Origin of the sequence: Pseudoalteromonas sp. DSM 26666, assembly GCF_900116475.1 — a bacterium.
Lineage (GTDB): Bacteria > Pseudomonadota > Gammaproteobacteria > Enterobacterales > Alteromonadaceae > Pseudoalteromonas > Pseudoalteromonas tetraodonis.
Genome location: NZ_FPAR01000002.1, coordinates 12,914 through 35,666, shown reverse-complemented (window position 1 = coordinate 35,666; position 22,753 = coordinate 12,914). Strand labels below are relative to the sequence as shown.

The window sequence follows — 22,753 nt, the reverse complement described above, 5'->3', positions numbered from 1 at the left end:
CCATGATAAAAAAAGGCTAAATAAGTCAGTGCAGCATACGCTGCAAACATATAAAATAAAATTCATTAAATTTTAGAAACTCAATAAGTTTTACTTATAATGTGCTGGGCTGACTATGAAACTTAATCAATTACAAATTTTAGATGCTATTGTGCAAAGTGCGAGCTTAAGTGGCGCTGCATTAAAGCTACATAAAACTCAGCCTGCATTGACACTGGCGATTAAAAACTTAGAGGCGAAATTAGGTTTTGATCTACTCGACCGTTCTAAATACCGATTACAACTTACCGAAAAAGGACGTATTTTTCATCGTGAAGCTAAACAGCTTTTAAACGCGAATGAGCAGCTTACACAGCTTGCAACTGAGCTGGCGCTGGGGAATGAAGCGCAATATAGAGTTTGCTATGAGCAAATTTGTCATGTGCAAAGTTATAACGAGATCATAAGTAATACTTTTAAGCATTTTTCTAGTACAGAATTTCGTTTAACCAGTGGTAAACGGTTTGTATCTTTAGAGCAAGTGAATACCGGCCAAGCCGAGCTTGGGATTGGCCCATGGTTTGATTTATTTCATGCCACCGGCGATTTAGAAAGCTTACCGATAGGCAAGCTCGATATAGGTATTGTTGGCGCAAAAGGGATTTTACCTAAGCAGCTTACCTACGATGAGTTACAACTTTACCCGTGTTTAGCGATGTTTGAAAGTGGCTTGAGCATAGACAGCGACAGGCTGTCTTATTCTAAAGGGGCTGCGGTGATGAAAATAGATGACATATCTACCCTAAAGTCGTTTTTATTGTCAGGTGCAGGATGGGCAATGATGAGCTTAGGCCACTGTAAAAAAGAAATTGCCGCGGGCTCATTACAACAAATAATAGTAACAGACAGAGAGCATCAGTTTAGCGCACAAATTCGTGCTTTTCGTCAACATGCTATGCACCATGGTCCTGTTGCCCGTAAAATTTGGCAGCAATTTGAATTACTCAGTCAGGAGTACTTAAACAATAATGGACGTTAATAAAGAAACGGTTATTTATACTATTATTGCGAGTATACCCTCAGGGTGTGTTGCCAGTTATGGCCAAGTAGCGGCGCTTGCAGGGTATCCTAATAATGCAAGGCTAGTTGGCCGATTATTAAAAGAGATACCAAAAGATTCGACGATCCCTTGGCATAGAGTGGTTAACAGCCAAGGTAAAATAGCGTTTGCACAGGGCAGTGCGCAGTATCAAACACAACGAGAAAAGCTACTTTCTGAGGGTGTTACTTTTAACAATCAACGAATCAATATGGCAAAACACCGCTGGCAATAAACTAATTATCCATTTTATGTAAGTCAGTTAAAGCCCAAATTTCATCTGCGGTCCATTCGTCTAGCCAAATAGGAATATCTTCGGCTTTCATTGGCTTAGCAATACCATAGCCTTGTGCTAGATAACAGCCAAGTAGCATTAGTGTTGCTGCATGCTCAGGGGTTTCTACGCCTTCAGCTATAACGCTTCGTTTAAACGAATTAGCCAGTGCAATAACGCCTTTTACAATTGCTAAATCGTTCGAGTCTTCAAGCATATCTCTAACAAAGCTTTGATCTATCTTTATTAAGCTTGCAGGTAAACGCCTTAAGTATGTGAGTGAGGAGTAACCCGTACCAAAGTCATCTAGTGAAAACTCAACGCCCAAAGCTTTACAATCTTGCATGGTTTTAGATACGTGGGCCACATCTTTAAGTGCACTGGTTTCAAGTACTTCTAGCTCTAGGTTTCTAGCATCGACCTGTGGATGAGCCAATAGTAATTCAGTTAGCCGCGCTGTAAATTCAGGCTGCTGTAATTGAACTGCGGCAACATTAACGCTCACTTTTATGTTTAAACTAGGTGTTAAAATTTGCCATTGGTTAATTTGAGATAATGCAGCGTTAATAACCCATTCGCCAACGTCTATCATTAGCGCATTGTTTTCAATTACCGGTAAAAATTCAATAGGGCTAAGCAGGCCGCGCTCTGGATGTTGCAAGCGTATTAATGCCTCAACACCAATCATACTGCCCGTTCGCATATCTACTTTTGGTTGATAATAAAGCACAAACCAATTATTGGCTAAGGCTTCACGGATAAGTGAAATACCGGTTTGCTGTAATTTAACTGTATCTCCTTGACTCGTATCGAATAAATGATAACGATTTTTGCCCATTTGTTTGGCAATATACATGGCTTGATCGGCATGGCGCATCAGTTGTTCAGCATCTAAATTATCTTCTGGGTATATTGTTACGCCAATACTGGCAGAGACATTCAAAACAATATCGTTAACAGTGACAGGTTTAGCTGCTGCGGCCAGAAGCCTCTCAAGTACGGGCACGCAATCGGCAACTGATCCTAAATTAGTCAATACAGCAACGAATTCATCGCCACCAATACGGGCCAAGCTATCACCTTCACGAAGTGCATCTTTTAAACGAATAGAAAGTGCAATTAATAATTTATCGCCAATATCATGGCCATGAGAGTCATTAACATGCTTAAATCCATCTAAATCAAGAAACACCACAGCCAGAGAATTGTTAAGGCGACGGCATTGCAACATGGTTTGACTGAGTCTATCGGCAAGCAATACGCGGTTTGGCAAGTTAGTTAATAAATCATAATGTGCAATACGACTAAGTTGCTCTTGTTGGCGTTTAGCTTGGGTGATATCGGTAAAAATTCCTAAGTAAAAAGTAACGTTGTTGTCGTCTTTTAAAACTGAAATATTGAGTAGTTCAGCATACAGTTCACCGTCTTTTTTGCAGTTCCATACTTCACCTTGCCAATGACCATATAGGCTGAGCTGTTTCCATATGTTTTTGTAAAATGACTCAGTTTGTTTGCCCGAATTTAAAAATGATGGATTGCGACCTATAACTTCATCATGGCTATAACCGGTTATATGACAAAAGGCAGGATTGACATCAACAATAACTTTATCCGCATTTGTAATAATTATCCCTTCGTGGGTATCTCTAAAAACCCGAGAGGATAAATGCAGTTTTTCTTCAATTAATTTACGTTCAGTAATATCAACCGAGACACCCAGCATGGTAATTGCGCTACCAGAGTTGTCTCTAACAAGAGTCCCTTTAGTATTAAACCAACGAACGTTACCCCGTTTAGTAATAATACGATGATCAACATTATATTCTTTCGCAGCGTCAATACATTCATTTATATCGCTTACTATATTGGTACGATCATCTGGGTGAATACTGGCTAGGTATTCATTTTTAGTCATTTCTAATTGTTTAACATTGCCGGTAATTAGTCTTATACCATGTTCAGAAAAGCGGATTATACTGGTTTTTATGTCCCATTCCCAAGTCGCAATTCCCCCCACTTTTTGGCTTAAAAGAAGTCGTCTTTCGGTATCAGTTAGTGCTTTAATGTTATTTTGTAATGCATGAGTACGTTGCTCTACTTTTTTTTCTAATTTTAGGTGGCTCGCTCTTAATCGGGTTATCAGATAAGATGAAAGTGTAGTTAAGAAAGTAAACACAACCGCAATAGCAATACCAAGTAACAGCATACTATTGTCTTGCCAGCCCCTGATAGGGTAGGCTTTAAATACCCAAACGCCGTTTGGCACTTGTATGTTAAAGTCGACCGTGTTTTTTGTTATTTGGTTGTCTGAGGTAGCAATGATTTGCACATCATTTGTGTCGGGCATGACTTTTGAAAGCTCATAACCAATGCCTGCCTGTGGCAGTTGAGCTAAATTAACGCTTTGAAGAATATCAGGAAAACGAATAAGCGCAGTGGCAAATCCCCAAAACTGGTTTCCCTGTGGGGTATCTAGATACACAGGCAGCCTAGCCGCTGCACCCATACCACCTTGAAATAATTCAAAAGGGCCAGCAAGGGTTAATTTACCTGTTTTTTTGGCTAAAAATGCCTCTTGCGTTCGCAGTGGGTTCTCTAAAACATTATTACCGATAGCACTTTCATTGCCCTTAAGTGGAACAACGTGTGTAAGAATACCGTTTTTATGAAGTTGTAAGGCGTCAAGACCAGGATAAAGACTTAACATTTCAGAAGCGAGTTCTTCAAAGCCTTTAGTCTCGCCATTTTGAGTACGAATTAATGCCGCAATTGGGTAGGCTGCAGAAAGTGCTTGGTTAAGGTTATTTCTAATATGGTTAACGTAGCTACCCGCCACCTTTCTAATAGAGTTTTGCTTTTGCTGATAAATGTATTGATCAAGTAGGGATATTGAATACACAGATGCAAGCGTTGAGATTAACAATGTGATCAACACCAGTCTTGCTTTTATAAACAAGCTCAGTATCTGTGGTCGAGTATTAGATGGTGACAATGTAAATAACACCTAGCGTTGTTTAAGCTGCGTCCATTTAGATCAATGGCGTTTTAAGTTCCTGAAACAGTATAGCAAACAGTCATCTAAAGCATTAGGGAGATTTAATTATACTTTAAAATAACCACCGTGATTTACTAAAGCTTGAGTAAAATAATAGGCTACATTGTGAGATTAGCTAGGAAGGCACTATGTGTATTTAGTTAATACACATAGTGAGTAATGGCAATATAATGACTTACACAACCGCCAATGACAAAAAGATGCCAAATAGCGTGGCTATATTGAGTGTTTTTAGCGCTGTAAAACAATGTACCCACGCTATAAAATAAACCGCCAGTAAGTAGCCAGTATAGTGCGTTGATAGGTAAGTTTGAGTAAAGTGGGTATATAATTGCCAGTGCAAACCAGCCCATTAATAAATAGGTAGCGAGTGACACTTTTTTATTGCCATTTTTAACAAGCAGTTTATAAGCAACACCGGCTAAAGCTACTGTCCAAATAAATACCAAGGTGGCCCAAGACCAAACCCCAGATAAAGAGAGTAATAAAAAAGGGGTATATGTGCCAGCAATAAGCATGTAAATAGCACAGTGGTCACATTTTTTATAAAACGCTCTTAATTTAGGGCGAACACTGGCGTGATAAAGTGTAGAGGACAAAAATAAAATAAATAAGCTGCTGCCATAAACGACTGTGCTGGCGTAACCTTTTACAGAGTTAGCTTGATTAAATAAATCCCAAATTACAAATGCAGCAAATAAAATACCTAAAGCATGGCTAACAACATTTAATAGCTCTTCTTTTTTAGAATAGGGCGCTTCAACAGACATAACAGATCCTACCACTTACAATTTAACGTTTAGTGTACAAGTGTGCGCTGAAATTATCAATTGAGAATTGATTGACATGGTGCTGCCAGTTTATGGATTACGGCATGTTAAAAAATACACTACTATTTGGTTATATTTTTTAAATTGTTAGTTAAATTAACTAACCCATATTTTGCAAATCTTAACATTTTTATTTTATATCCTTATAAAACAAAGGTTTATTGATTTTTTTCTTTATGGCACAGCCCTTGATTGTATCTAGGTGTATTAACCAATAAACAAACAAGGAATAACATTATGAAAACTTCAATTAACATGACACTGGCTAGTTTACTTTTATTAGGTTCATCTCAAGTACATGCAACAGAGGTCGATTTAGATATTACAGATATGTTGACTAAAACGGTGACAACTTATGTATCACAAGCAACCCATGAACTTGAACAGTCAGTAAAAGAAGCCGTTTCTTTTGATGCCCAAGCTATTTTAGATGGTTTACTACAAACCAACCCAGTTGTTGATAATAGTGGCATTGATGAAAAGCAACTTGTAGTAAAAACACAACAAAAGCAATAAAAATAGGGAATAAGTGATGAACAGCGAGTTCGAATTGTTAGCCCTGATGTTGGCGCCAGTGGCAAGTGTACTGAGTGTATATTACATCGCTTACATGATAAAAAATGTGGGAACGAGGTTTAATTAGCGAATGCACTTACACGGTAAAACAATCGATGTAACTAAAGCTGATCGACTTCAATAGAGCGCACGTAAATAAAGGCAGAGTGTTTGAAAGAAGTAGACTTTATGAAACGTGCGATTTTCCCATTACCGATTTTTATATTACCTGAAGGCTATACGCGATTACGTATATTTGAGCCTCGTTATTTGACGATGGTTAAAAACGCATTAAAAACAAACAGCGGTTTTGTACTTTGCACCTTCGAACACGACACACCATTTAATATAAGCGCCCAAGGGTGTTTAATGGATATTATTGATTTCGACCAAGACGAAAGCGGTATGCTGTTGATTGATGTTTTTGCATCAAAAAGTGTGCAACTAGATAACGTGTACCAAGACGAACAGGAGTTACGCCATGGCGAGGTCTCTGCGTGCAATACACCTTATTGGTACAATAGCAGTAACCATGACATTGGTGAACATCAACTACTTCAAGTGGCACTAGAAGAAGTATTCTCTAATAACCCACAGCTACAGTCTCTTTATAAACATACCCAGTTTAATCAACTTACTTGGGTTGTTGCCAGATGGCTTGAGCTTCTCCCTATTTCTATTGAGAAAAAACAACAACTTGCATTTGAAACTAATTTTGATAACTTGCTGAATTTCCTCCATACTGTGATTAATAACGAATTTGCCTAAAATAATTTTGATCCGCTTATAATCTTAGCTCGTAATGGTACTTACAAAAGCTATAACGGGACATTTTACTATGGTAAGTCAACAACAAACATTACGTTGTGAACCTAACACAGGTAAGTATACTGCCATGCCAGAAACGCCAAGTACGGAACTCAGGGAAGCATTAGTTAATGTAGCCCAATCTCGCGATAAAAAATCTTTCGCGTACTTGTTTGAATATTTTGCTCCAAAGATCAAACGCTTTGGCATTAAGCAGTTTGGTGTAGAGGCCCAAGCAATGGAGTTGGTGCAAGAAACGCTCACTTCAGTGTGGCGAAAAGCGCATTTGTACAACAGCGACAAAGGCGCAGCCACTACGTGGGTTTATACGGTAATGCGTAATGCGTCCTTTGATATGCTTCGAAAAATGAAAAGCAACAAAGAAGAAAATATCAGCGAAGACATCTGGCCGTTATTGAATGAATCAGAAGATACACATCACGAATACAGTGACCACCTTGAAGATAAACAAATTAAGCGCTACCTAGATAAACTGCCACAAGCACAAAGAGAAGTGGTACGCGGTGTTTACTTTCAAGATATGTCGCAAGAGCAGCTTGCTCAACAATTAAACATTCCAGTAGGCACGGTAAAATCACGATTACGTTTAGCCTTGCAGAAATTACGTAATGAAATGGGAGATCAGCATGATTAAACATCACCCGAGTGAAACACTACTGACACAATACTGTGCAGCAACACTTCCCGCATCACTAAGCTTAGCCGTATCTATTCATGTAGATATGTGCCCAATATGCCAAGCTGAGGTTGAAAAACTCGAGGCAAGTAATGCAAAAGCAGTGTTTAGTGACAACATGAATGTTAATAACGATGAGCAAAGCGACGATATAGCGGACTCAGGGTTGCTTGAATTAATCACGTCAGACGATTCGATTGATGAAGTTTATGCCGTTGAACCTGTTACTATTGAAGTGAATGACTATAATTACAGCTTACCAAGAGCATTAACACGTATTTCTCATAGCAAATTTACACAAGTAGGTAAGCTTGCTCGTTCACGTATAGCGCTTGACGATGGGCATTTGCGCTCGAGTTTATTGCACATAGACGCAGGCGGTGAAATTCCTGAGCATACACATACAGGTTTTGAAGTTACGCTACTTCTTGATGGCGAATTTACAGATGAAGAAGGCAGTTATGTACCAGGTGATTTTATTTGGCAAGATGGCCGTCATCAACATACTCCTTTAACAAAAGAGGGATGTTTGTGCTTTACTGTAGTCAGTAGTGCGCTACATTTCAATAAAGGACTTAGCAAGTTGCTTAATCCAATTGGCAGCTTGATTTATTAAGAGAATCTATGCAAACAGATACAATAAAAATAGGTATTAGCGCCTGCTTAGCAGGCGAAAAGGTAAGATTTGACAGCGGCCACAAAAAATCTAACTTTTGTATGGAAGAGCTGGCAAAACATGTTGAATATAAAATGTATTGTCCTGAGGTTGCGGTTGGCTTACCTATACCGCGCCCGACAATTCGTCAAGTAAGAACTGCTGATACTATTAAAGTGTGTCGTCCAGATGGTACAGGTGATGTTGGCCCTCAGCTAACAGAATACGGTAAAAAAATAGCCACAGAGCAAGCTGGTCATTTAAGTGGTTTTGTTTTTTGTGCTAAAAGCCCGAGTTGCGGCATGGAGCGCGTTAAAATTTACAATGAAGCAGGAACCGGTAACACCTCTGAAGGGATTGGTTTTTTTGCAGAACAAATCATGAAACACAATCCATTACTGCCCTGTGAAGAAAACGGTCGCTTGAACGACGTTCATTTACGCGAAAATTTTGTTATGCGTGTTTATACATTACATAACTGGCAGCAGTTGGTGAAAGAACCCATTACAGTTCATCGGTTAACTCAGTTTCACGCGCAATACAAATACTTGTTGATGGCTCATAACTATCAAGCTTACCGTGACTTAGGCCACTTGCTTGGTACTTATTTAGGTGATGATATAAACGCATTAGCCGATGAGTATATTCTCGGTTTAATGACCGCGTTGAAACGTCCTGCGTCAAGAAAAAACAATTCAAATACTTTAATGCACTTGCAAGGTTACTTCAAAAGAGATTTATCGAAAATCGAAAAAGAAGAAATGCGAGATGCAATAGACGAATATCGCCAAGGGTTGGTACCGCTTTATGTACCACTAACCTTGCTTAAGCATCATTTAAAGGTTCATCCTAATGAATATTTAAGCAAGCAAATATACTTTAACCCTTATCCTAATGAATTAAAGTTACGTTACGGTTTGTAATGAATACACTATTTTGGTTTAGGCGCGATTTGCGCCTTTTTTCAAACGAAGCGCTTATTGAAGCGTTAAATAATGGTGCTAAACACACCATTTTTTTTGTGTGCGAAAAACAATGGGCACAGCATAACACTGCCCCAATTCAAATTGACTTACTAAAACGCAGAGTCAGTTACATACGTGAAAAATTAGCTGAGTATGGCATTAATTTACACGTGATAGAGGCTCCTTATTTCACAGACTGCCAAACTAAGCTTCTCGATTTTTGTCAGCAGTATGAGATTAAACACATAATAGCCAATAAAGAATATGAGCTTAATGAGTTTAATAGAGATAAAGCGATTCAAGCGCAATGCGATCAACAGCAAATAACATTTACTTTATACGAAGGTGACATCATTGCACCTGTTGGCAGTGTACGCACACAAAACAATGAAATGTATAAAGTGTTTACGCCCTTTAAGCGGGCGTGGCTAAAACAGTATCAAGATACTCACTTTAGCTTGGTGCCGTGGCCATTATCTTCAAACCCTATTGAGATTGAATCGTGTGAATTACTCAGCAGTGATGACAGTTCAAAAAAATGGCCGGTTGATGACGACACCTTAGCGAATGTGGTCGATAATTTTATCCATGAAAAATTAGCAAGTTATGATGATGTACGCGATATACCTAGTGTAAAAGGAACATCGGGTTTAAGCCCATATTTAGCATTAGGGGTTGTTAGCAGTAAGCAGTTAATGGTCAACATACAACAGCAGTATCCAGATATTTTGACTACTTCAAAAAGTAAAACCTTTACGTGGGTGAACGAGCTGATTTGGCGTGAATTTTATAAACACCTCATTGCCGAATTTCCTAAATTATCGCGCGGTGCTAATTTCAACGAAAAGTACGATAGTGTTGTTTGGCGTGATAATGAGGCTGAGTTTAAGCTTTGGTGTGAAGGCCGCACTGGCTATCCACTTGTTGATGCTGCCATGCAACAGCTATTGCAAACTGGTTGGATGCACAACCGTTTGCGAATGGTAGTGGCAAGTTTCTTAACTAAACATCTTTTAATCGACTGGCGTAAGGGCGAGCAGTTTTTTATGCAGCACCTTATTGATGGTGATTTAGCCTCGAATAATGGCGGCTGGCAATGGGCGGCAAGTACAGGCTGTGATGCACAGCCTTATTTTAGAGTGTTTAACCCTATTACTCAAAGTGAACGCTTTGATCCAAATGGTCAATTTATTCGTAAATATCTGCCTGAATTAGAAAAAGTCCCAGATAAACACATTCATTTTCCTCATACCTATTTAGCAGCAACGGGGCAAAGTGAACACTGTTACTGGCCGGCAATTGTTGATCATAAAGCAGCACGAGCTAGGGCTTTAGATGCATTTAAGGTGTGATATGGATAACCAATTATCAGTCGATAAATTTGTAGAAATATATCAAAAGCTTGATAAAAATAACCTTGAGTTATTAACCGAAATTTACGCAAAAAATATACAATTTATAGATCCGCTGCACGAAATTAATGGTCTAGAAGATTTAAGGCGTTATTTTTGTGGTTTATACAGTAATGTTAAGGATTGTCGATTTGACATAACCGATTCATTTACCAACGATAATAACGCATTTGTGTATTGGACAATGTATTACTCTCACCCAAAACTGAATGCCGGTAAAACCATCACAGTGCAAGGGCACAGCAAGTTGGTATTTGAAGGCGACAAGATTGTAAAACATCGAGATTACTTTAATGCTGGTGAGCTGTTATACAAGCATATCCCATTACTAGGTAATATCATTAATTTTATTGATAAAAGGGCTGGTTAACTATGATTACCCTTATTACAGGTGCAACGTCGGGTATTGGTGAACAACTTGCTATTAAGTATGCCGAGCAGGGTGATACAGTGATCGCTTGCGGGCGTAATACGCAAAAACTTGCTGAACTAGGTAAACACAACAACATAGAAACCTGCCAATTTGACGCCACTAATTTGCAAGATATAAAAGCGGCAACGTTAGGGTACACTCAATTTGACCGCGTAATTCTTAATGCTGGCAACTGCGAGTATGTTGACGATGCACGTAATTTTGATAGCGCCTTATTTGAGCGCGTTATTAACGTTAACTTGTTATCAATGGGTTACTGCTTAGAGGCGCTTTTACCAAAAATAGTCTCTGGCGGGCAATTAGTAATGGTTAGTTCAAGTGTTACTTATTTACCATTACCACGTTCAGAAGCCTACGGCGCATCAAAGGCAGGCGTTAGCTATTTAGCTAAGAGCCTAGCGATAGATTTAACCGATGTTGATGTGACATTAGTACATCCTGGTTTTGTAAAAACCCCTTTAACTGATAAAAATGATTTCCCTATGCCGATGGCTGTTACAGCCGAAAAAGCGGCTAACTATATAATAAAAGGCGTCGCTAAACGCCGCAAAGAAGTTCATTTCCCCTATCGTTTTACACTTATACTTAAAGCATTGCGAATATTGCCACTTTCGCTTTGGCTTAAAATTGCAAAAGGATTAACCCGTTGAAAAAAATAGCAATAATTGGGACTGGCGTATCAGGTTTAACCTGCGGGCATTTACTGCACAAGCATTACGATGTCACATTATTTGAAAAAAATGATTATATTGGTGGTCACACCGCAACTGTAGATGTAGAGCACAGCGGTATTAATTACGCGGTAGATACGGGGTTTATTGTATTTAATGATAGAACGTACCCTTATTTTGAAAAGTTGCTTGAACGCATTGGTGTAAAACGTAAACCGACACAAATGAGTTTTAGTGTGCATAACGAGGCAACCGGCTTTGAATACAATGGGCATACATTTAGTAGTTTATTTGCTCAGCGCAGAAATATAGTTAGACCTAAATTTTGGCGTTTATTGTATGACATCGTGCGTTTTAATAAGTTATGTAAGGCTTTGCACGCAAAAGGTCACTACACAGAGCAATCACTAGGTCAATTATTACAACAACATGGTTTTAATGATTTCTTTAAATACCACTACATTTTACCTATGGGTGCTGCCATTTGGTCTACTAGCATTAAAGAAATGGAAAATGTAGGGGTTGAGTTTTTTGTAAAGTTTTTCTTCAACCATGGTTTGCTAGACATTACTAATAGACCTCAATGGTACGTTATTCCCGGTGGCTCGCGAGAATACATTAAGCCTTTAATTGCCGGTTTTGCCGACAACATAAAACTTAACAGTCACATTAAGTCTGTCACTAGAAACGCAGAAGGCGTAACAATTACCTTTGCAGATGATCAGCAAGCACAGTTTGATAAAGTCATTTTTGCCTGTCACTCTGATCAAGCTTTAGCTTTGCTTGGCGATCCTTGTGAGCAAGAAACCACTGTTTTGGGTGCTATCCCGTACACAGAAAATTCAGTAGTACTTCACACTGATGAATCATTATTACCGGATAGAAAAGCCGCATGGGCAAGTTGGAATTATTTGCTCAATAACAATACCGATAAAGCGGCGGTGGTTACGTATCAAATGAATATACTGCAAGGGATCAAATCAGATACACAGTTCTGCGTTACCTTGAACCACTTAGAAGGTATTAATCAGAGTAAAATTTTACGTGAATTTACCTATCATCATCCGGTATTTAATCAAGAGTCTATTGCCGCTCAACAGCAAAAGCATACCGTTGATGGACAAAATAACACGTACTTTTGCGGAGCGTATTGGTACAACGGTTTTCATGAGGATGGTGTGCGCAGCGCCGTTGATGTGGCCAAGCAACTTGGAGTAGAGTTTGACTAATGCAGTGTATTTAGGCGATGTTAAACATCGCCGTTTTGCTGTTAAACACCACGCGTTTAATCACCCGCTTTATATGATGTGGGTTGACTTAAATAACATCGAAGCACTTAACGGGGTACATAAACAACTTGGTACCACAGGATTTAAGGCTTTAAAATTTAAACAGTCTGATTATTTGAAAGGATTGGCGAATACTGACAATAACCCCATTGTAGAGCGTGCTCACGGTCAGTTAGCTGCGCTAGGGGTTACAGAAAAGTTCAGTCATGTTTATATGTTAGGGCAGTTACGCTGCTTGGGTATTTACTTTAGCCCCGTTAATTTTTATTTTTTTGGCCATGATGATAATCAATTTAGCTACATGGTCGCTGAGGTGAGTAATACCCCATGGAATGAACGACATTACTACTTGGTTCCACTACAAAAAAAAGTGAACTTTAAGAAAGTTTTTTCCGTATCACCTTTCATGAACTTAGATATGAACTACCATTGGACTGTTCGACAAAAGCAAGACAATATACTGATACGTATAGAAAATAAGCGTGATGACGAATTACTTTTTGACGCATCACTAAGGTTACAGCGTCAAACACTGAGCTGTGAACAAATGAGTAAATTGCTTAAGCGTTTTCCAGCAATGACATGGTCTATTTTCAAAGGTATTTATTACCAAGCGTTTAAACTATTTGTTAAAAAAGTCCCATTTTTAGGTCATTCAGGTAGATCATAATTTTTTATTAATTTATGTTGTTTAACAAGTAATAACAATAATATAGGTAAGTGTATGGAAAAGGTATCGAGCTTACGCGTTCAAGAACGCACAAGTTGGTTTACTAACTTATACAAGAAGTTAGTATTCAAAGCGTTCTCGTCTATTGAAACAGGCCAAATAGTGCTTGTAGACAATAATCAGCAGTCTGTATTTGGCGATATGTCATCAGAGCTTAAAGTAACGGTAACCGTTAATGATACTGCTATGTATAAAGCATTTGCGCTCTCGGGAAGTATTGGCGCGGGAGAATCTTACATATTAGGGCAGTGGCAGTGTGATAACTTAACTCGGTTGATAGAAATTTTTGCAATTAACCAAGACCAACTAGACGCATTTGAAAAGAAATTCGCTTTTTTTAGTAACATTGCTCATCGTATAAACCACATTAAAAATAAAAACTCTCACTCGGGCTCTAAAAAGAATATTGTTGCACACTACGACTTAGGCAATGACTTATACGAGTCTTTTTTAAGCAAAGAAATGCTTTATTCAAGTGCCGTATACCCAAGTAAAGACGCCACCCTCGAGCAAGCACAGCAATACAAACTTCAGCGTATTTGTGAACAAGTCGAGTTACAACAAGGCGACACCGTCATTGAAATTGGTACAGGTTGGGGAGCATTTGCAATATATGCGGCTACTCACTACGACTGCCATGTAACAACCACTACCATCTCTGATGAACAGCACGATTATGTTGCAAATAAAATTAAAGAGCTTGGGCTTGAAAACAAAATAACTTTACTCAAACAAGATTACCGTTTACTAACCGGTAAATACGATAAGCTAGTATCAATTGAGATGATAGAAGCGGTTGGTCATGAGTACTTGCCTAGTTTTTTCACTCAGTGCGGTCAGCTATTAAAAGACGACGGTGCTATGCTTATTCAAGCAATTACAATTAGCGACCAGCGTTACCAGCATTATTTAAAAAATTCTGACTTTATTCAGCAATATATTTTCCCTGGTGGGTGTTTACCTTCGCTCAACGAAATGAGTGAGCAAATCAAAAATCATACCGATATGAATATCCACACAGTTAGCGATATTGGTGCTCACTACGCAAGAACCCTTGCTGATTGGCGAGATCGTTTCATTGCAAGTTGGCCAAACCTCGATAGTAATAAATTTGATGAGCGATTTTATCGTTTATGGCTATTTTATTTTGCTTATTGCGAGGGCGCATTTAGAACTCGCGCAACAAGCACCGTGCATTTAATGGCACGCAAACCCCGTTTTACGAGTAGTAATGATGAGATTGCACTCGCTTATTAATTTTGTACTGTTTCAAGTAGTGTGGTTTTTATGCCTACTGCTTGAACAGCATTCAATTGTCTATTCAACAGTAGTCATTGCATTAATGTTTTATTTGTCAGCGCAAAAAAAACAGGATGCTTTTTTGCTTCTAAAGTGCTTACCACTAGCCTTACTAAGTGAGTTTATCGCGGTTAAGTTCGGTCTGATTGAATTTAAAGTAGCGCCATTTCCACTTTGGTTAGTGTTTTTATGGGCTGCTTTATTGCTATGTATTAATACCTCAATGTCGTTTTTAACAACCCTCAAACCTTGGCAAGCGTTTATTGTATGCTTAGTGTTTGCACCAGGAAGTTACTGGGCAGGGGCGCGATTCGATGTGTTAGAACTCGGCTTGCCGTTATGGCAATTTTGGCCTTTATACGGTGCTTTATGGGCTGCAACGTTTAGCGTTATTTTATTTATTAACGGTAAAATTGGCGCGTTTATTAAGCAATAAAACAATTGTATTTACTGCTTGGAGCTGATTATGAAAACGCTTTTAAATTTAGTACTAATTTATGCCCTGTTTAACCATGCTGCTTATGCTGATACCCAGTTTAACAAAGTGGGCGAGGCACGTATGGAATACCTTTTTTGGGATGTTTATGATGCAACGCTTTTTACTCCCTCTGGATCCTATAGTCCCAAGCAAACGCCGGTTAAATTTACTTTAACTTACCTGCGCGACTTTGATGCTAAAGACATTGTAAAAGCCACTAAAGAGCAATGGCAACATTTAGGTAAATCACAATTATCAGCTCGCTATGCAGATAAATTATTAGCCATATGGCCAGACATTAAAAAGGGTGAATCGTTAACCTTACTGACCGATCAGCAAGGACACAGTATTTTCTTTCACAATGACAATGAAATAGGCCGCATAGAAGACACCACTTTTGCAGATGACTTCTTAGCTATTTGGTTAAGTGAGAACACCTCAGAACCATCGATTAGAAATCAACTTTTAGGGATTTAATATGATTAATCTAAAACGTATCAAAGTAACTTTGCTACTGGTAGTAAGCTTCTTTATTGCAAGTTGTTCAGCGCCGAGTGTAGAGCATTACAAAGGCTCAGAACCTAATTTCGATTTTAAGACTTTTTTTAGCGGCGATTTAAAAGCCTACGGTGTTGTACAAGACTTTAAAGGCGAATTAACCCGAAAGCTTGTTGTAGACTTGAGCGCTACGTGGGATGGCAACCAAGGCGTTATTGAGGAAGACTTCGTTTATGATGACGGCGAAACCCAAAAACGTATTTGGAAAATAACCTTAAACGACGACAACACGTTAACCGGTACTGCTTCTGATGTTTTAGGCACGGCCACAGGCAAAAGTGAAGGCAGTGTTTTTCATTGGAACTACAATGTAGAAATTCCTTACGATGGCAGCACTTTTGAAGTTAACTTTGATGATTGGATGTATTTAGTCACCAACACGCGCTTGATAAATCGCACATCTATTGTTAAGTTTGGCGTTGAGGTCGGGGAAGTGACCTTAGTAATAGAAAAAATATAGCGACTCATCACAGTGCATAGCTGCACTATATTTGTGCTTAAATTAAGTTTTTGTTAACTCAACTCGCTGTATTTTACAGTGAATTATTATAATTTTACTAATTTTTTAGTATTTTAGATAAAAAACGTAATTTGCTGTTGCTAACTCTTCGAAAATGCATAAAGATAGGATTTGCGAAGGCAAAATAATAACGAATAGGAATCTAATAATGAACAAAGCTCAACTAGTTGAAAAAATCTCTACTGACGCAGAAATCTCTAAAGCAGCCGCTACACGTGCACTTGATGCATTCACAGGCGCTGTAACTTCTTCACTAAAAGAAGGCAACTCTGTTGCATTAGTTGGTTTTGGTACTTTTTCAGTTAAAGAACGTGCTGCTCGCACAGGTCGTAACCCACAAACAGGTGCAGAAATCCAAATTTCAGCAGCGACTATTCCAAGCTTTAAACCAGGTAAAGGTCTTAAAGACCAAGTAAACCTATAAGGTTTAGGTTTATAAAAATAATAAAAGGGCTATTAAGCCCTTTTTTTTTGCCGTAAATTTAACGCTTATTTAGCTTTAAGCGCCTTATCTCCGCGACCAATGCCGACCGCGCCAGAGCGAACCACTTCTATAATGTCTGTTTCATGACGTAAGGTATCTAAAAACGACTCTATTTTATCGGTGCTGCTTACCAATTGTAGGCTGTAACTTTGACGCCCCATATCTAAAATAGCGCCCTGAAATACATCTACAACCCGCGTTACAGCAGCTCGCGTAGCTTCATCTTGAGCAAATACTTTTACTAGTAACAGTTCGCGCTCTATGTGGCTCATTTCGGTTAAATCAATCACCTTAAGTACATCGACCAGTTTATTTACCTGTTTGGTGATTTGCTCAACAATTCTATCATCGCCTTTAGTGGTGACAGTAATACGCGAGAGTGACTCATCATCAGTGGTTCCAACAGTTAAACTATCAATATTGTAAGCTCGTTGAGAAAAAAGCCCCACTATACGTGATAACGCACCGGGTTCATTTTCTAATAATATAGATAATATACGACGCATTATGCCTTTACTCCTTTTCTTAACCACATCTCATCTATGCCACCGTGCTTAATTTGCATCGGGTAAACATGTTCTTTTTCGTCTACTAAAATATCTAAAAACACTAATCTATCGGTTATCGACATGGCTTTGTCTATTGCCGGCTGTAATTCATCCAGTGTATTGACTCGTATTCCTACATGGCCGTAACTTTCTACAAGTTTTACAAAGTCAGGAAGTGATTCCATATAGGAAGAGGAGTGTCTGCCGCCATAAATCATATCTTGCCATTGTCTAACCATACCTAGTGAACGGTTATTTAACGAGATCACTTTTACCGCTAAGTTGTATTGTAAACAGGTAGAAAGCTCTTGAATGTTCATTTGAATAGAGCCGTCGCCAGTCACACATAAAGACTCTTTATCAGGAAAGGCGAGCTTAACCCCCATTGCAGCCGGTAAACCAAAGCCCATGGTGCCCAAGCCGCCTGAGTTGATCCACTGACGAGGGTGCTTAAATGGATAATACTGCGCTGCAAACATTTGGTGTTGGCCCACATCTGAACTGACATAAGCATCACCATTAGTCGCTTTATAAATAGCCTCTATAACTGCTTGAGGTTTAATTTTATCGCCATCGGTATTGTAGTTTAAGCATTTTTGTTCGCGCCAACTGATCACTTGTCGCCACCAATCTTCTTGTGCACTGCGGTCTATTTTTATTGGGCTTTTATCTATAGCAGTTTGTAACTGTTCAAGTACCGTGGCTAAACAGCCAACAACCGGAATATGTGCTTTTATGGTTTTGGAAATTGAAGTCGGATCGACATCTACATGCACGATAGTGGCATTAGGGCAAAACTTTTGTACGTTATTGGTAACCCGATCATCGAATCGTGCGCCAAGGGCTAAAATAACATCAGCATTGGCCATGGCTTTATTTGCTTCTAATGTACCGTGCATACCCAACATACCAATAAAGTTAGGGTGAATGCCTGATATACCGCCTAGTCCCATTAGGGTATTGGTAATAGGGGCATTAAGCGATTCGACTAAATGGGTTAGTTGTTCTGATGTATTTGAAAGCACAATTCCGCCACCAGAATAAATAACCAGCTTTTTCGCTTCTAAAATAGCAGTAACGGCCTTACGAATTTGTTTAGAGTGACCCTTGGTATTAGGGTTGTAGGTTCTGAGTTCTGTTGCCGCTGGAAAGTTGTAAGCAAAGGTTAGCTCAGGGTTAAGCATGTCTTTAGGAAGTTCAACGACAACTGGGCCTGGGCGACCTGAGCTGGCAATATAAAAGGCTTTAGCAAGAATATTGGGGATTTCACTAGCGCTTCTACAATTAAAGCTATGCTTTACAATCGGGCGAGAGCAGCCAACAATATCCGTTTCTTGAAACGCGTCATCGCCAATTAAGTTGGTTGGCACTTGACCTGATAACACCACCATCGGAATAGAATCCATATACGCAGTTGCTATGCCTGTTACACAGTTTGTTGCCCCTGGTCCAGAAGTGGCAAGTACAACACCGACTTCACCGGTTGCTCTTGCGTAACCATCGGCCATGTGTGTGGCGGCCTGTTCGTGACGGACTAAAATATGTTCAATATCATCTTGCTGAAATAGCGCATCATATAAGTCTAATACTGAGCCACCGGGGTAACCGAATATATACTTAACGTTTAACTCTTTTAATGACTTAACAACCAATTCAGAGCCATTATATTCTTGTTTACTCATCCTCATTCCTCTGTTGACTGATTTATGCAAAAAAAAACCCCCGCGTAGTGCGAGGGTTTTAAAAAGCATGTTTCACCTTTTAATACATCCCCGCTGGGCTTATCACTAAGACCAGTACGAGTAAGACTAAAAGACGAAATTGTGTGTTCATGATGTTTTGCTCTTTAAAATAAAATGCTGTTTAAATTACAATTTTTGTATGTGGTTATTTTTAAGGCTTTTGCGCGCTCATGTCAACCCAAAACTAACGTTTTTGGATTAAAAATTCATTTTTATATCTTTTTTAATCTTAAATTCTAATTGTTGTAAAGTATTCTCACATTAAAAGCAGAAATTATGCATTTTTAATTTTAAGGAGTAGGGGGCTTAAATACACATTAATTACATTAAAGTGATACAAGCGGTTTTGAGCAGGCATAAAAAAAGCCAACAGATGTTGGCTTTATAATTCAATTATACTGTTACAGACGGTCGATTACTGACTGAGTGAAGTCAGTTGTACCATGGCTGCCGCCTAAATCGCGAGTAGTACGGTCGCCTGATTTAATTACATCAGCCACTGCGCTACGAATGCGCTCTGCCGTATCGCCCATATTTAAATGCTCTAGCATTTGAATAGACGCTAAAATAACTGACGTAGGGTTTGCTAGGTTTTTACCTGCAATATCAGGTGCGCTACCGTGAACAGCTTCAAAGATAGCCGCATCTTCACCAATGTTAGCACCAGGCGCCATGCCTAAACCACCAACTAAACCAGCACATAAATCAGATAAAATATCGCCGAATAGGTTAGTCGTTACAATTACGTCAAACTCTTCCGGTGTCATTACTAGTTTCATACAGGTTGCATCAACAATCATTTCAGTTGATTCAATCTCAGGGTAACGTTCAGCCACTTCACGAGCAACTTTTAAGAACAAACCCGATGTTGATTTTAAAATATTTGCTTTATGAACAGCGGTTACTTTTTTACGGCCTTCGCGTACAGCTAGCTCGTATGCAAAAGTAACGATTTTTTCAGCGCCTTCACGGGTGATCACAGACATTGCCTCAGCTTCGTTGCCATCAGCACTCACTACTTGACCTGCACCTGAATACATACCTTGGGTATTTTCACGAACAGTAATAATATCAATGTCATCGTAACGTGCTTTAGTACCTGCGAACGACTTCACAGGACGAACATTAGCGTATAAACCAAACTGCTTACGAAGTGTTACATTGATTGATGTAAAGCCTTCGCCTACAGGGGTCGTTAATGGACCTTTTAAAGTGATTTTATTTTTAGCAATCGTGTCAATTGTTTCTTGTGGAAGCAATTCGCCCGTTTTTTCAAGCGCAGCGAGGCCAGCGTCAACAAATTCATAATCAAAATCGCATCCTGCGGCTTTTAGTATTTCAAGTGCTGAGTCGATAATGCTTGGGCCGATGCCGTCGCCTTTGATCACTGTTATGGTTTGTTTGGCCATGAACTTTTCCTTTAAAGATTTGGATACACACATAAATAAAAAATACTCACAGAGTTTAGACTACTTATATGACAGGGGTGCTAAATTTAAGCCGGCATTTATACCAATTTATTGAACATTTTGCCAGTTTATACTGCAAATACAGGGTATAACTTTAATTTATAGTGATAATAAGTCAGCTAAATACTATTGTGCAGACCTAATTGCTGCAGGGATTGATAAAAAATGGCCTCACTTTTCCAGCCATGGCGGGTGAGTTGTTGATTTAATATCTGCTGTTGCCATGCTGTTAATGGCTGGTTAGGTTTAAGTACGCGCTGGGCTACAACTTTCAAAGCTGCCCACAACTTAGCGCTATCATCGAGCTGCTTTTTAGGCAATGTTTCAGCTTTTAATAACGCTATTGCCCAAGGGTCGCTACTAAGTAATTCATTAAGCTCATTAGTTAAATGAGGGGTATCAACATTGTTTATGCCAAAAAATGTGCATATTGGCGTATCTAAGGATTTATTCGGTGTTTGGTCTAGGGTGATTTTTCTAGAAACTTCTGGGCTGTAATTAATTAATAGATAATATAAATAGGCATATAGGCTCAAACTAATGCGTTCACTTTGCAAATTTTTATCGTGTTTTACTAACAGCTCTACAATGTTGACTAAACAACCCATGCGGGTACACAAAAATGTATGTAAAGGATGGGCAATACTATTTACTAACTGCTCGAAAACCATGCCTTGAATAATCGCAGGGGCCTTATCGTAACCTACCATAGACAAGCTATGCCTTAAATCTTTTGCCGGCTGCAGCTCTTTATTATACTGTTTTACTGCATGGCACACTGATTTTATAACATTAGGATAAGGGGTAAGTAATGTATTTAATGCTTTGTAATTGTACTCTTGTTGGTTTTTTATTTGTTTAACTAATTCGTACAAAGAGGACTGTGTATTGTCACTCTTATGAACAATATGCAGGTATTCACTGTCCCAAACTTTTAAAAACAAGCGATCGTCATTACACGGCCATGCCTTTAAGCCATCCTCTAATGATGCTTTTATTCGATACCAGGCCATTTTTGTATTGGCATTATTAACGATAATATGACGGCCTGCCGAATCTGTAGCCAAATAAATCATTGTTTGGTCAGCATAAACTACTTGGCTACCTGGTACATATTGTCCAACGTGTGCCACTAAGTCTTTTAATAGCCTCTGTGCGAATGAGTTGGGAGTTCTTATGTATAAATCAGCTACGGCTTTATAAAAACTAATATGCTGCTGTTTTGCGTTGCAGGTTACGTTAAGCGCCAAAATATTTGCCAAAGCAACCAATACACTGGCTCCGTCATAAAGCATGACTTTAGGCGTGTTTAATAATGCGTGTTTGTATTTGGCTAGTTTAGCTAAAATATGGGCAATTTGATGTGCTGGTTGTTGTGATGTCAATATCACTTTGGCAGCGAGTTTATGGCGTAACTGCCACATTTTAGTGTCGGTATTAGTAAATGCTTGCTGTTGGGCTAGTTTATTCAACTGATTAGCAACACAAAGGTGTTCCACCAATGAGGCACTGATATAAAGCTCTGTTAAGTGTTTATCGTAATTTTGGCTAGCACTTAATGCACAGGTTAAAACACATTGATTAACCACTAAATTGGTTGCAAAGCTATAGTGTGTTTTATACAAATTGAGCTGAGCTTGTAACGCTGCTGGGTTTTGTTTATATAACGATGCGTATTGCTCTGCAAGTTTACAAACAATCGGGTAAAAAGTATGCCACTGGTTTTTATTATTATGTGAACTTAAAAGCAACTGTGTGCTTTCGAGTAGCTTTTTTAGGTTACCCGACAGTGGTGCTTCCATTAAATTGTTCCATCATTTTGCTCAAGGTATTTTTCATAAGCACTTGGGCCCCACATTATTAGTTGGCCGTTTTTAAATAATAACCCGGTACATTCATCCATGGTGGTAATGCCATCCGAGGTTTTATGTTGTGTACGATAAAATATAACTTGCCACACCTGTTCACCATCGCGCTTGGCGTAGGTTAAATCTGGGCTGCCTAAATATTCAAGCACAGCATTTAGCGTAAAAGCATCTTCTAAGCGCAGTTTTTCAATATAGCGTTTATTGAATGCTTCGCGGTCTTGCCAAATCATTGCTTGTGGATCGTCTTTATAAAACATAATAACCGACGTGGCTATCAGTGCATATAAACCTAATCCCAATATCAAATACCTAAAAAACTTTTTAAACATTGCCTAC

24 protein-coding genes are annotated in these 22,753 nt (G+C 38.9%); 17 read left to right on the top strand and 7 right to left on the bottom strand.

Annotated elements, in window-relative coordinates:
* Window positions 1-115 precede the first annotated feature (115 nt).
* Window positions 116-1,018, top strand: a complete 903-nt coding sequence (locus tag BM380_RS04150) for a LysR family transcriptional regulator (RefSeq protein ID WP_024600876.1) — start codon at window positions 116-118, stop codon at window positions 1,016-1,018.
* A complete protein-coding gene (locus BM380_RS04145; protein WP_090493101.1) occupies window positions 1,008-1,313 on the top strand; it encodes an MGMT family protein in 306 nt (101 codons plus the stop codon). Before BM380_RS04150 ends, BM380_RS04145 begins: the two co-directional genes overlap by 11 nt.
* Window position 1,314: 1 nt before the next feature.
* On the opposite strand, the gene BM380_RS04140 is transcribed toward BM380_RS04145, so the two are convergent.
* Together BM380_RS04140 and BM380_RS04135 are read right to left on the bottom strand one after the other, a co-directional pair.
* Entirely contained in the window at window positions 1,315-4,344 is a 3,030-nt protein-coding gene (locus tag BM380_RS04140; RefSeq protein WP_254772049.1) for a bifunctional diguanylate cyclase/phosphodiesterase, read from the bottom strand.
* A 203-nt stretch (window positions 4,345-4,547) separates the two neighbouring features.
* The gene (locus tag BM380_RS04135; RefSeq protein WP_090493097.1) at window positions 4,548-5,177 is read right to left on the bottom strand and encodes a PAQR family membrane homeostasis protein TrhA; all 630 of its coding nucleotides are present in this window, start codon (window positions 5,175-5,177) and stop codon (window positions 4,548-4,550) included.
* Between the two features lie 297 nt (window positions 5,178-5,474).
* Between BM380_RS04135 and BM380_RS04130 the strand changes: the two genes are divergently transcribed.
* The 15 genes from BM380_RS04130 (at window position 5,475) to BM380_RS04060 (ending at window position 16,730) form a co-directional block, all read left to right on the top strand.
* Window positions 5,475-5,753, top strand: a complete 279-nt coding sequence (locus BM380_RS04130; protein ID WP_013463251.1) for a hypothetical protein — start codon at window positions 5,475-5,477, stop codon at window positions 5,751-5,753.
* Window positions 5,754-5,981: 228 nt separating this feature from the next.
* Window positions 5,982-6,560 carry an LON peptidase substrate-binding domain-containing protein gene (locus tag BM380_RS04125; RefSeq protein ID WP_036950068.1) on the top strand — a complete coding sequence of 193 codons (579 nt, stop codon included), beginning with the start codon at window positions 5,982-5,984 and terminating at the stop codon, window positions 6,558-6,560.
* Window positions 6,561-6,630: 70 nt separating this feature from the next.
* Entirely contained in the window at window positions 6,631-7,254 is a 624-nt protein-coding gene (locus BM380_RS04120; protein WP_013463253.1) for a sigma-70 family RNA polymerase sigma factor, read from the top strand.
* Window positions 7,247-7,912 (top strand): ChrR family anti-sigma-E factor, encoded by a 666-nt coding sequence (locus tag BM380_RS04115; RefSeq protein WP_013463254.1) that lies wholly within the window; start codon window positions 7,247-7,249, stop codon window positions 7,910-7,912. Before BM380_RS04120 ends, BM380_RS04115 begins: the two co-directional genes overlap by 8 nt.
* 8 nt (window positions 7,913-7,920) lie before the next feature.
* On the top strand, window positions 7,921-8,874 hold the full coding sequence (locus BM380_RS04110) for a YbgA family protein (protein ID WP_024600872.1): 954 nt from the start codon (window positions 7,921-7,923) through the stop codon (window positions 8,872-8,874).
* Window positions 8,874-10,268 (top strand): deoxyribodipyrimidine photo-lyase, encoded by a 1,395-nt coding sequence (gene phrB, locus BM380_RS04105; protein ID WP_090493095.1) that lies wholly within the window; start codon window positions 8,874-8,876, stop codon window positions 10,266-10,268. The genes BM380_RS04110 and phrB overlap by 1 nt, the downstream gene beginning before the upstream one ends.
* Before the next feature lies 1 nt (window position 10,269).
* A complete protein-coding gene (locus BM380_RS04100; RefSeq protein WP_013463257.1) occupies window positions 10,270-10,698 on the top strand; it encodes a nuclear transport factor 2 family protein in 429 nt (142 codons plus the stop codon).
* Window positions 10,699-10,700: 2 nt separating this feature from the next.
* The gene (locus tag BM380_RS04095; RefSeq protein ID WP_090493093.1) at window positions 10,701-11,411 is read left to right on the top strand and encodes an SDR family NAD(P)-dependent oxidoreductase; all 711 of its coding nucleotides are present in this window, start codon (window positions 10,701-10,703) and stop codon (window positions 11,409-11,411) included.
* Window positions 11,408-12,661, top strand: coding sequence for an NAD(P)/FAD-dependent oxidoreductase (locus tag BM380_RS04090; protein ID WP_090493091.1), 1,254 nt, complete (start codon window positions 11,408-11,410; stop codon window positions 12,659-12,661). Before BM380_RS04095 ends, BM380_RS04090 begins: the two co-directional genes overlap by 4 nt.
* A complete protein-coding gene (locus tag BM380_RS04085; protein WP_090493089.1) occupies window positions 12,654-13,391 on the top strand; it encodes a DUF1365 domain-containing protein in 738 nt (245 codons plus the stop codon). Before BM380_RS04090 ends, BM380_RS04085 begins: the two co-directional genes overlap by 8 nt.
* A 54-nt stretch (window positions 13,392-13,445) precedes the next feature.
* The gene (locus tag BM380_RS04080) at window positions 13,446-14,708 is read left to right on the top strand and encodes an SAM-dependent methyltransferase (RefSeq protein ID WP_024600867.1); all 1,263 of its coding nucleotides are present in this window, start codon (window positions 13,446-13,448) and stop codon (window positions 14,706-14,708) included.
* The gene (locus tag BM380_RS04075) at window positions 14,686-15,186 is read left to right on the top strand and encodes a DUF2878 domain-containing protein (RefSeq protein ID WP_090493087.1); all 501 of its coding nucleotides are present in this window, start codon (window positions 14,686-14,688) and stop codon (window positions 15,184-15,186) included. Before BM380_RS04080 ends, BM380_RS04075 begins: the two co-directional genes overlap by 23 nt.
* Before the next feature lie 30 nt (window positions 15,187-15,216).
* Window positions 15,217-15,705, top strand: a complete 489-nt coding sequence (locus BM380_RS04070; protein ID WP_013463263.1) for a chalcone isomerase family protein — start codon at window positions 15,217-15,219, stop codon at window positions 15,703-15,705.
* Window position 15,706: 1 nt separating this feature from the next.
* Complete coding sequence (locus BM380_RS04065) at window positions 15,707-16,246, top strand: DUF3833 domain-containing protein (protein WP_013463264.1); 540 nt, start codon at window positions 15,707-15,709, stop codon at window positions 16,244-16,246.
* A gap of 208 nt (window positions 16,247-16,454) precedes the next feature.
* Window positions 16,455-16,730 carry an HU family DNA-binding protein gene (locus BM380_RS04060; RefSeq protein WP_008112559.1) on the top strand — a complete coding sequence of 92 codons (276 nt, stop codon included), beginning with the start codon at window positions 16,455-16,457 and terminating at the stop codon, window positions 16,728-16,730.
* Between the two features lie 65 nt (window positions 16,731-16,795).
* Here BM380_RS04060 and ilvN read toward each other — a convergent pair whose 3' ends face one another.
* The 5 genes from ilvN to BM380_RS04035 all read right to left on the bottom strand — a co-directional run bounded on the left by ilvN (window position 16,796) and on the right by BM380_RS04035 (window position 22,746).
* Window positions 16,796-17,296, bottom strand: a complete 501-nt coding sequence (ilvN, locus tag BM380_RS04055) for an acetolactate synthase small subunit (protein WP_013463265.1) — start codon at window positions 17,294-17,296, stop codon at window positions 16,796-16,798.
* Entirely contained in the window at window positions 17,296-19,020 is a 1,725-nt protein-coding gene (locus BM380_RS04050) for an acetolactate synthase 3 large subunit (protein ID WP_013463266.1), read from the bottom strand. The genes ilvN and BM380_RS04050 overlap by 1 nt, the downstream gene beginning before the upstream one ends.
* A gap of 461 nt (window positions 19,021-19,481) precedes the next feature.
* Window positions 19,482-20,489 carry an isocitrate dehydrogenase gene (locus BM380_RS04045; RefSeq protein ID WP_013463267.1) on the bottom strand — a complete coding sequence of 336 codons (1,008 nt, stop codon included), beginning with the start codon at window positions 20,487-20,489 and terminating at the stop codon, window positions 19,482-19,484.
* A 179-nt stretch (window positions 20,490-20,668) separates the two neighbouring features.
* The gene (locus tag BM380_RS04040) at window positions 20,669-22,351 is read right to left on the bottom strand and encodes a hypothetical protein (protein WP_090493084.1); all 1,683 of its coding nucleotides are present in this window, start codon (window positions 22,349-22,351) and stop codon (window positions 20,669-20,671) included.
* A complete protein-coding gene (locus BM380_RS04035; RefSeq protein ID WP_024600863.1) occupies window positions 22,351-22,746 on the bottom strand; it encodes a DUF3192 domain-containing protein in 396 nt (131 codons plus the stop codon). Before BM380_RS04035 ends, BM380_RS04040 begins: the two co-directional genes overlap by 1 nt.
* Window positions 22,747-22,753: the final 7 nt, after the last annotated feature.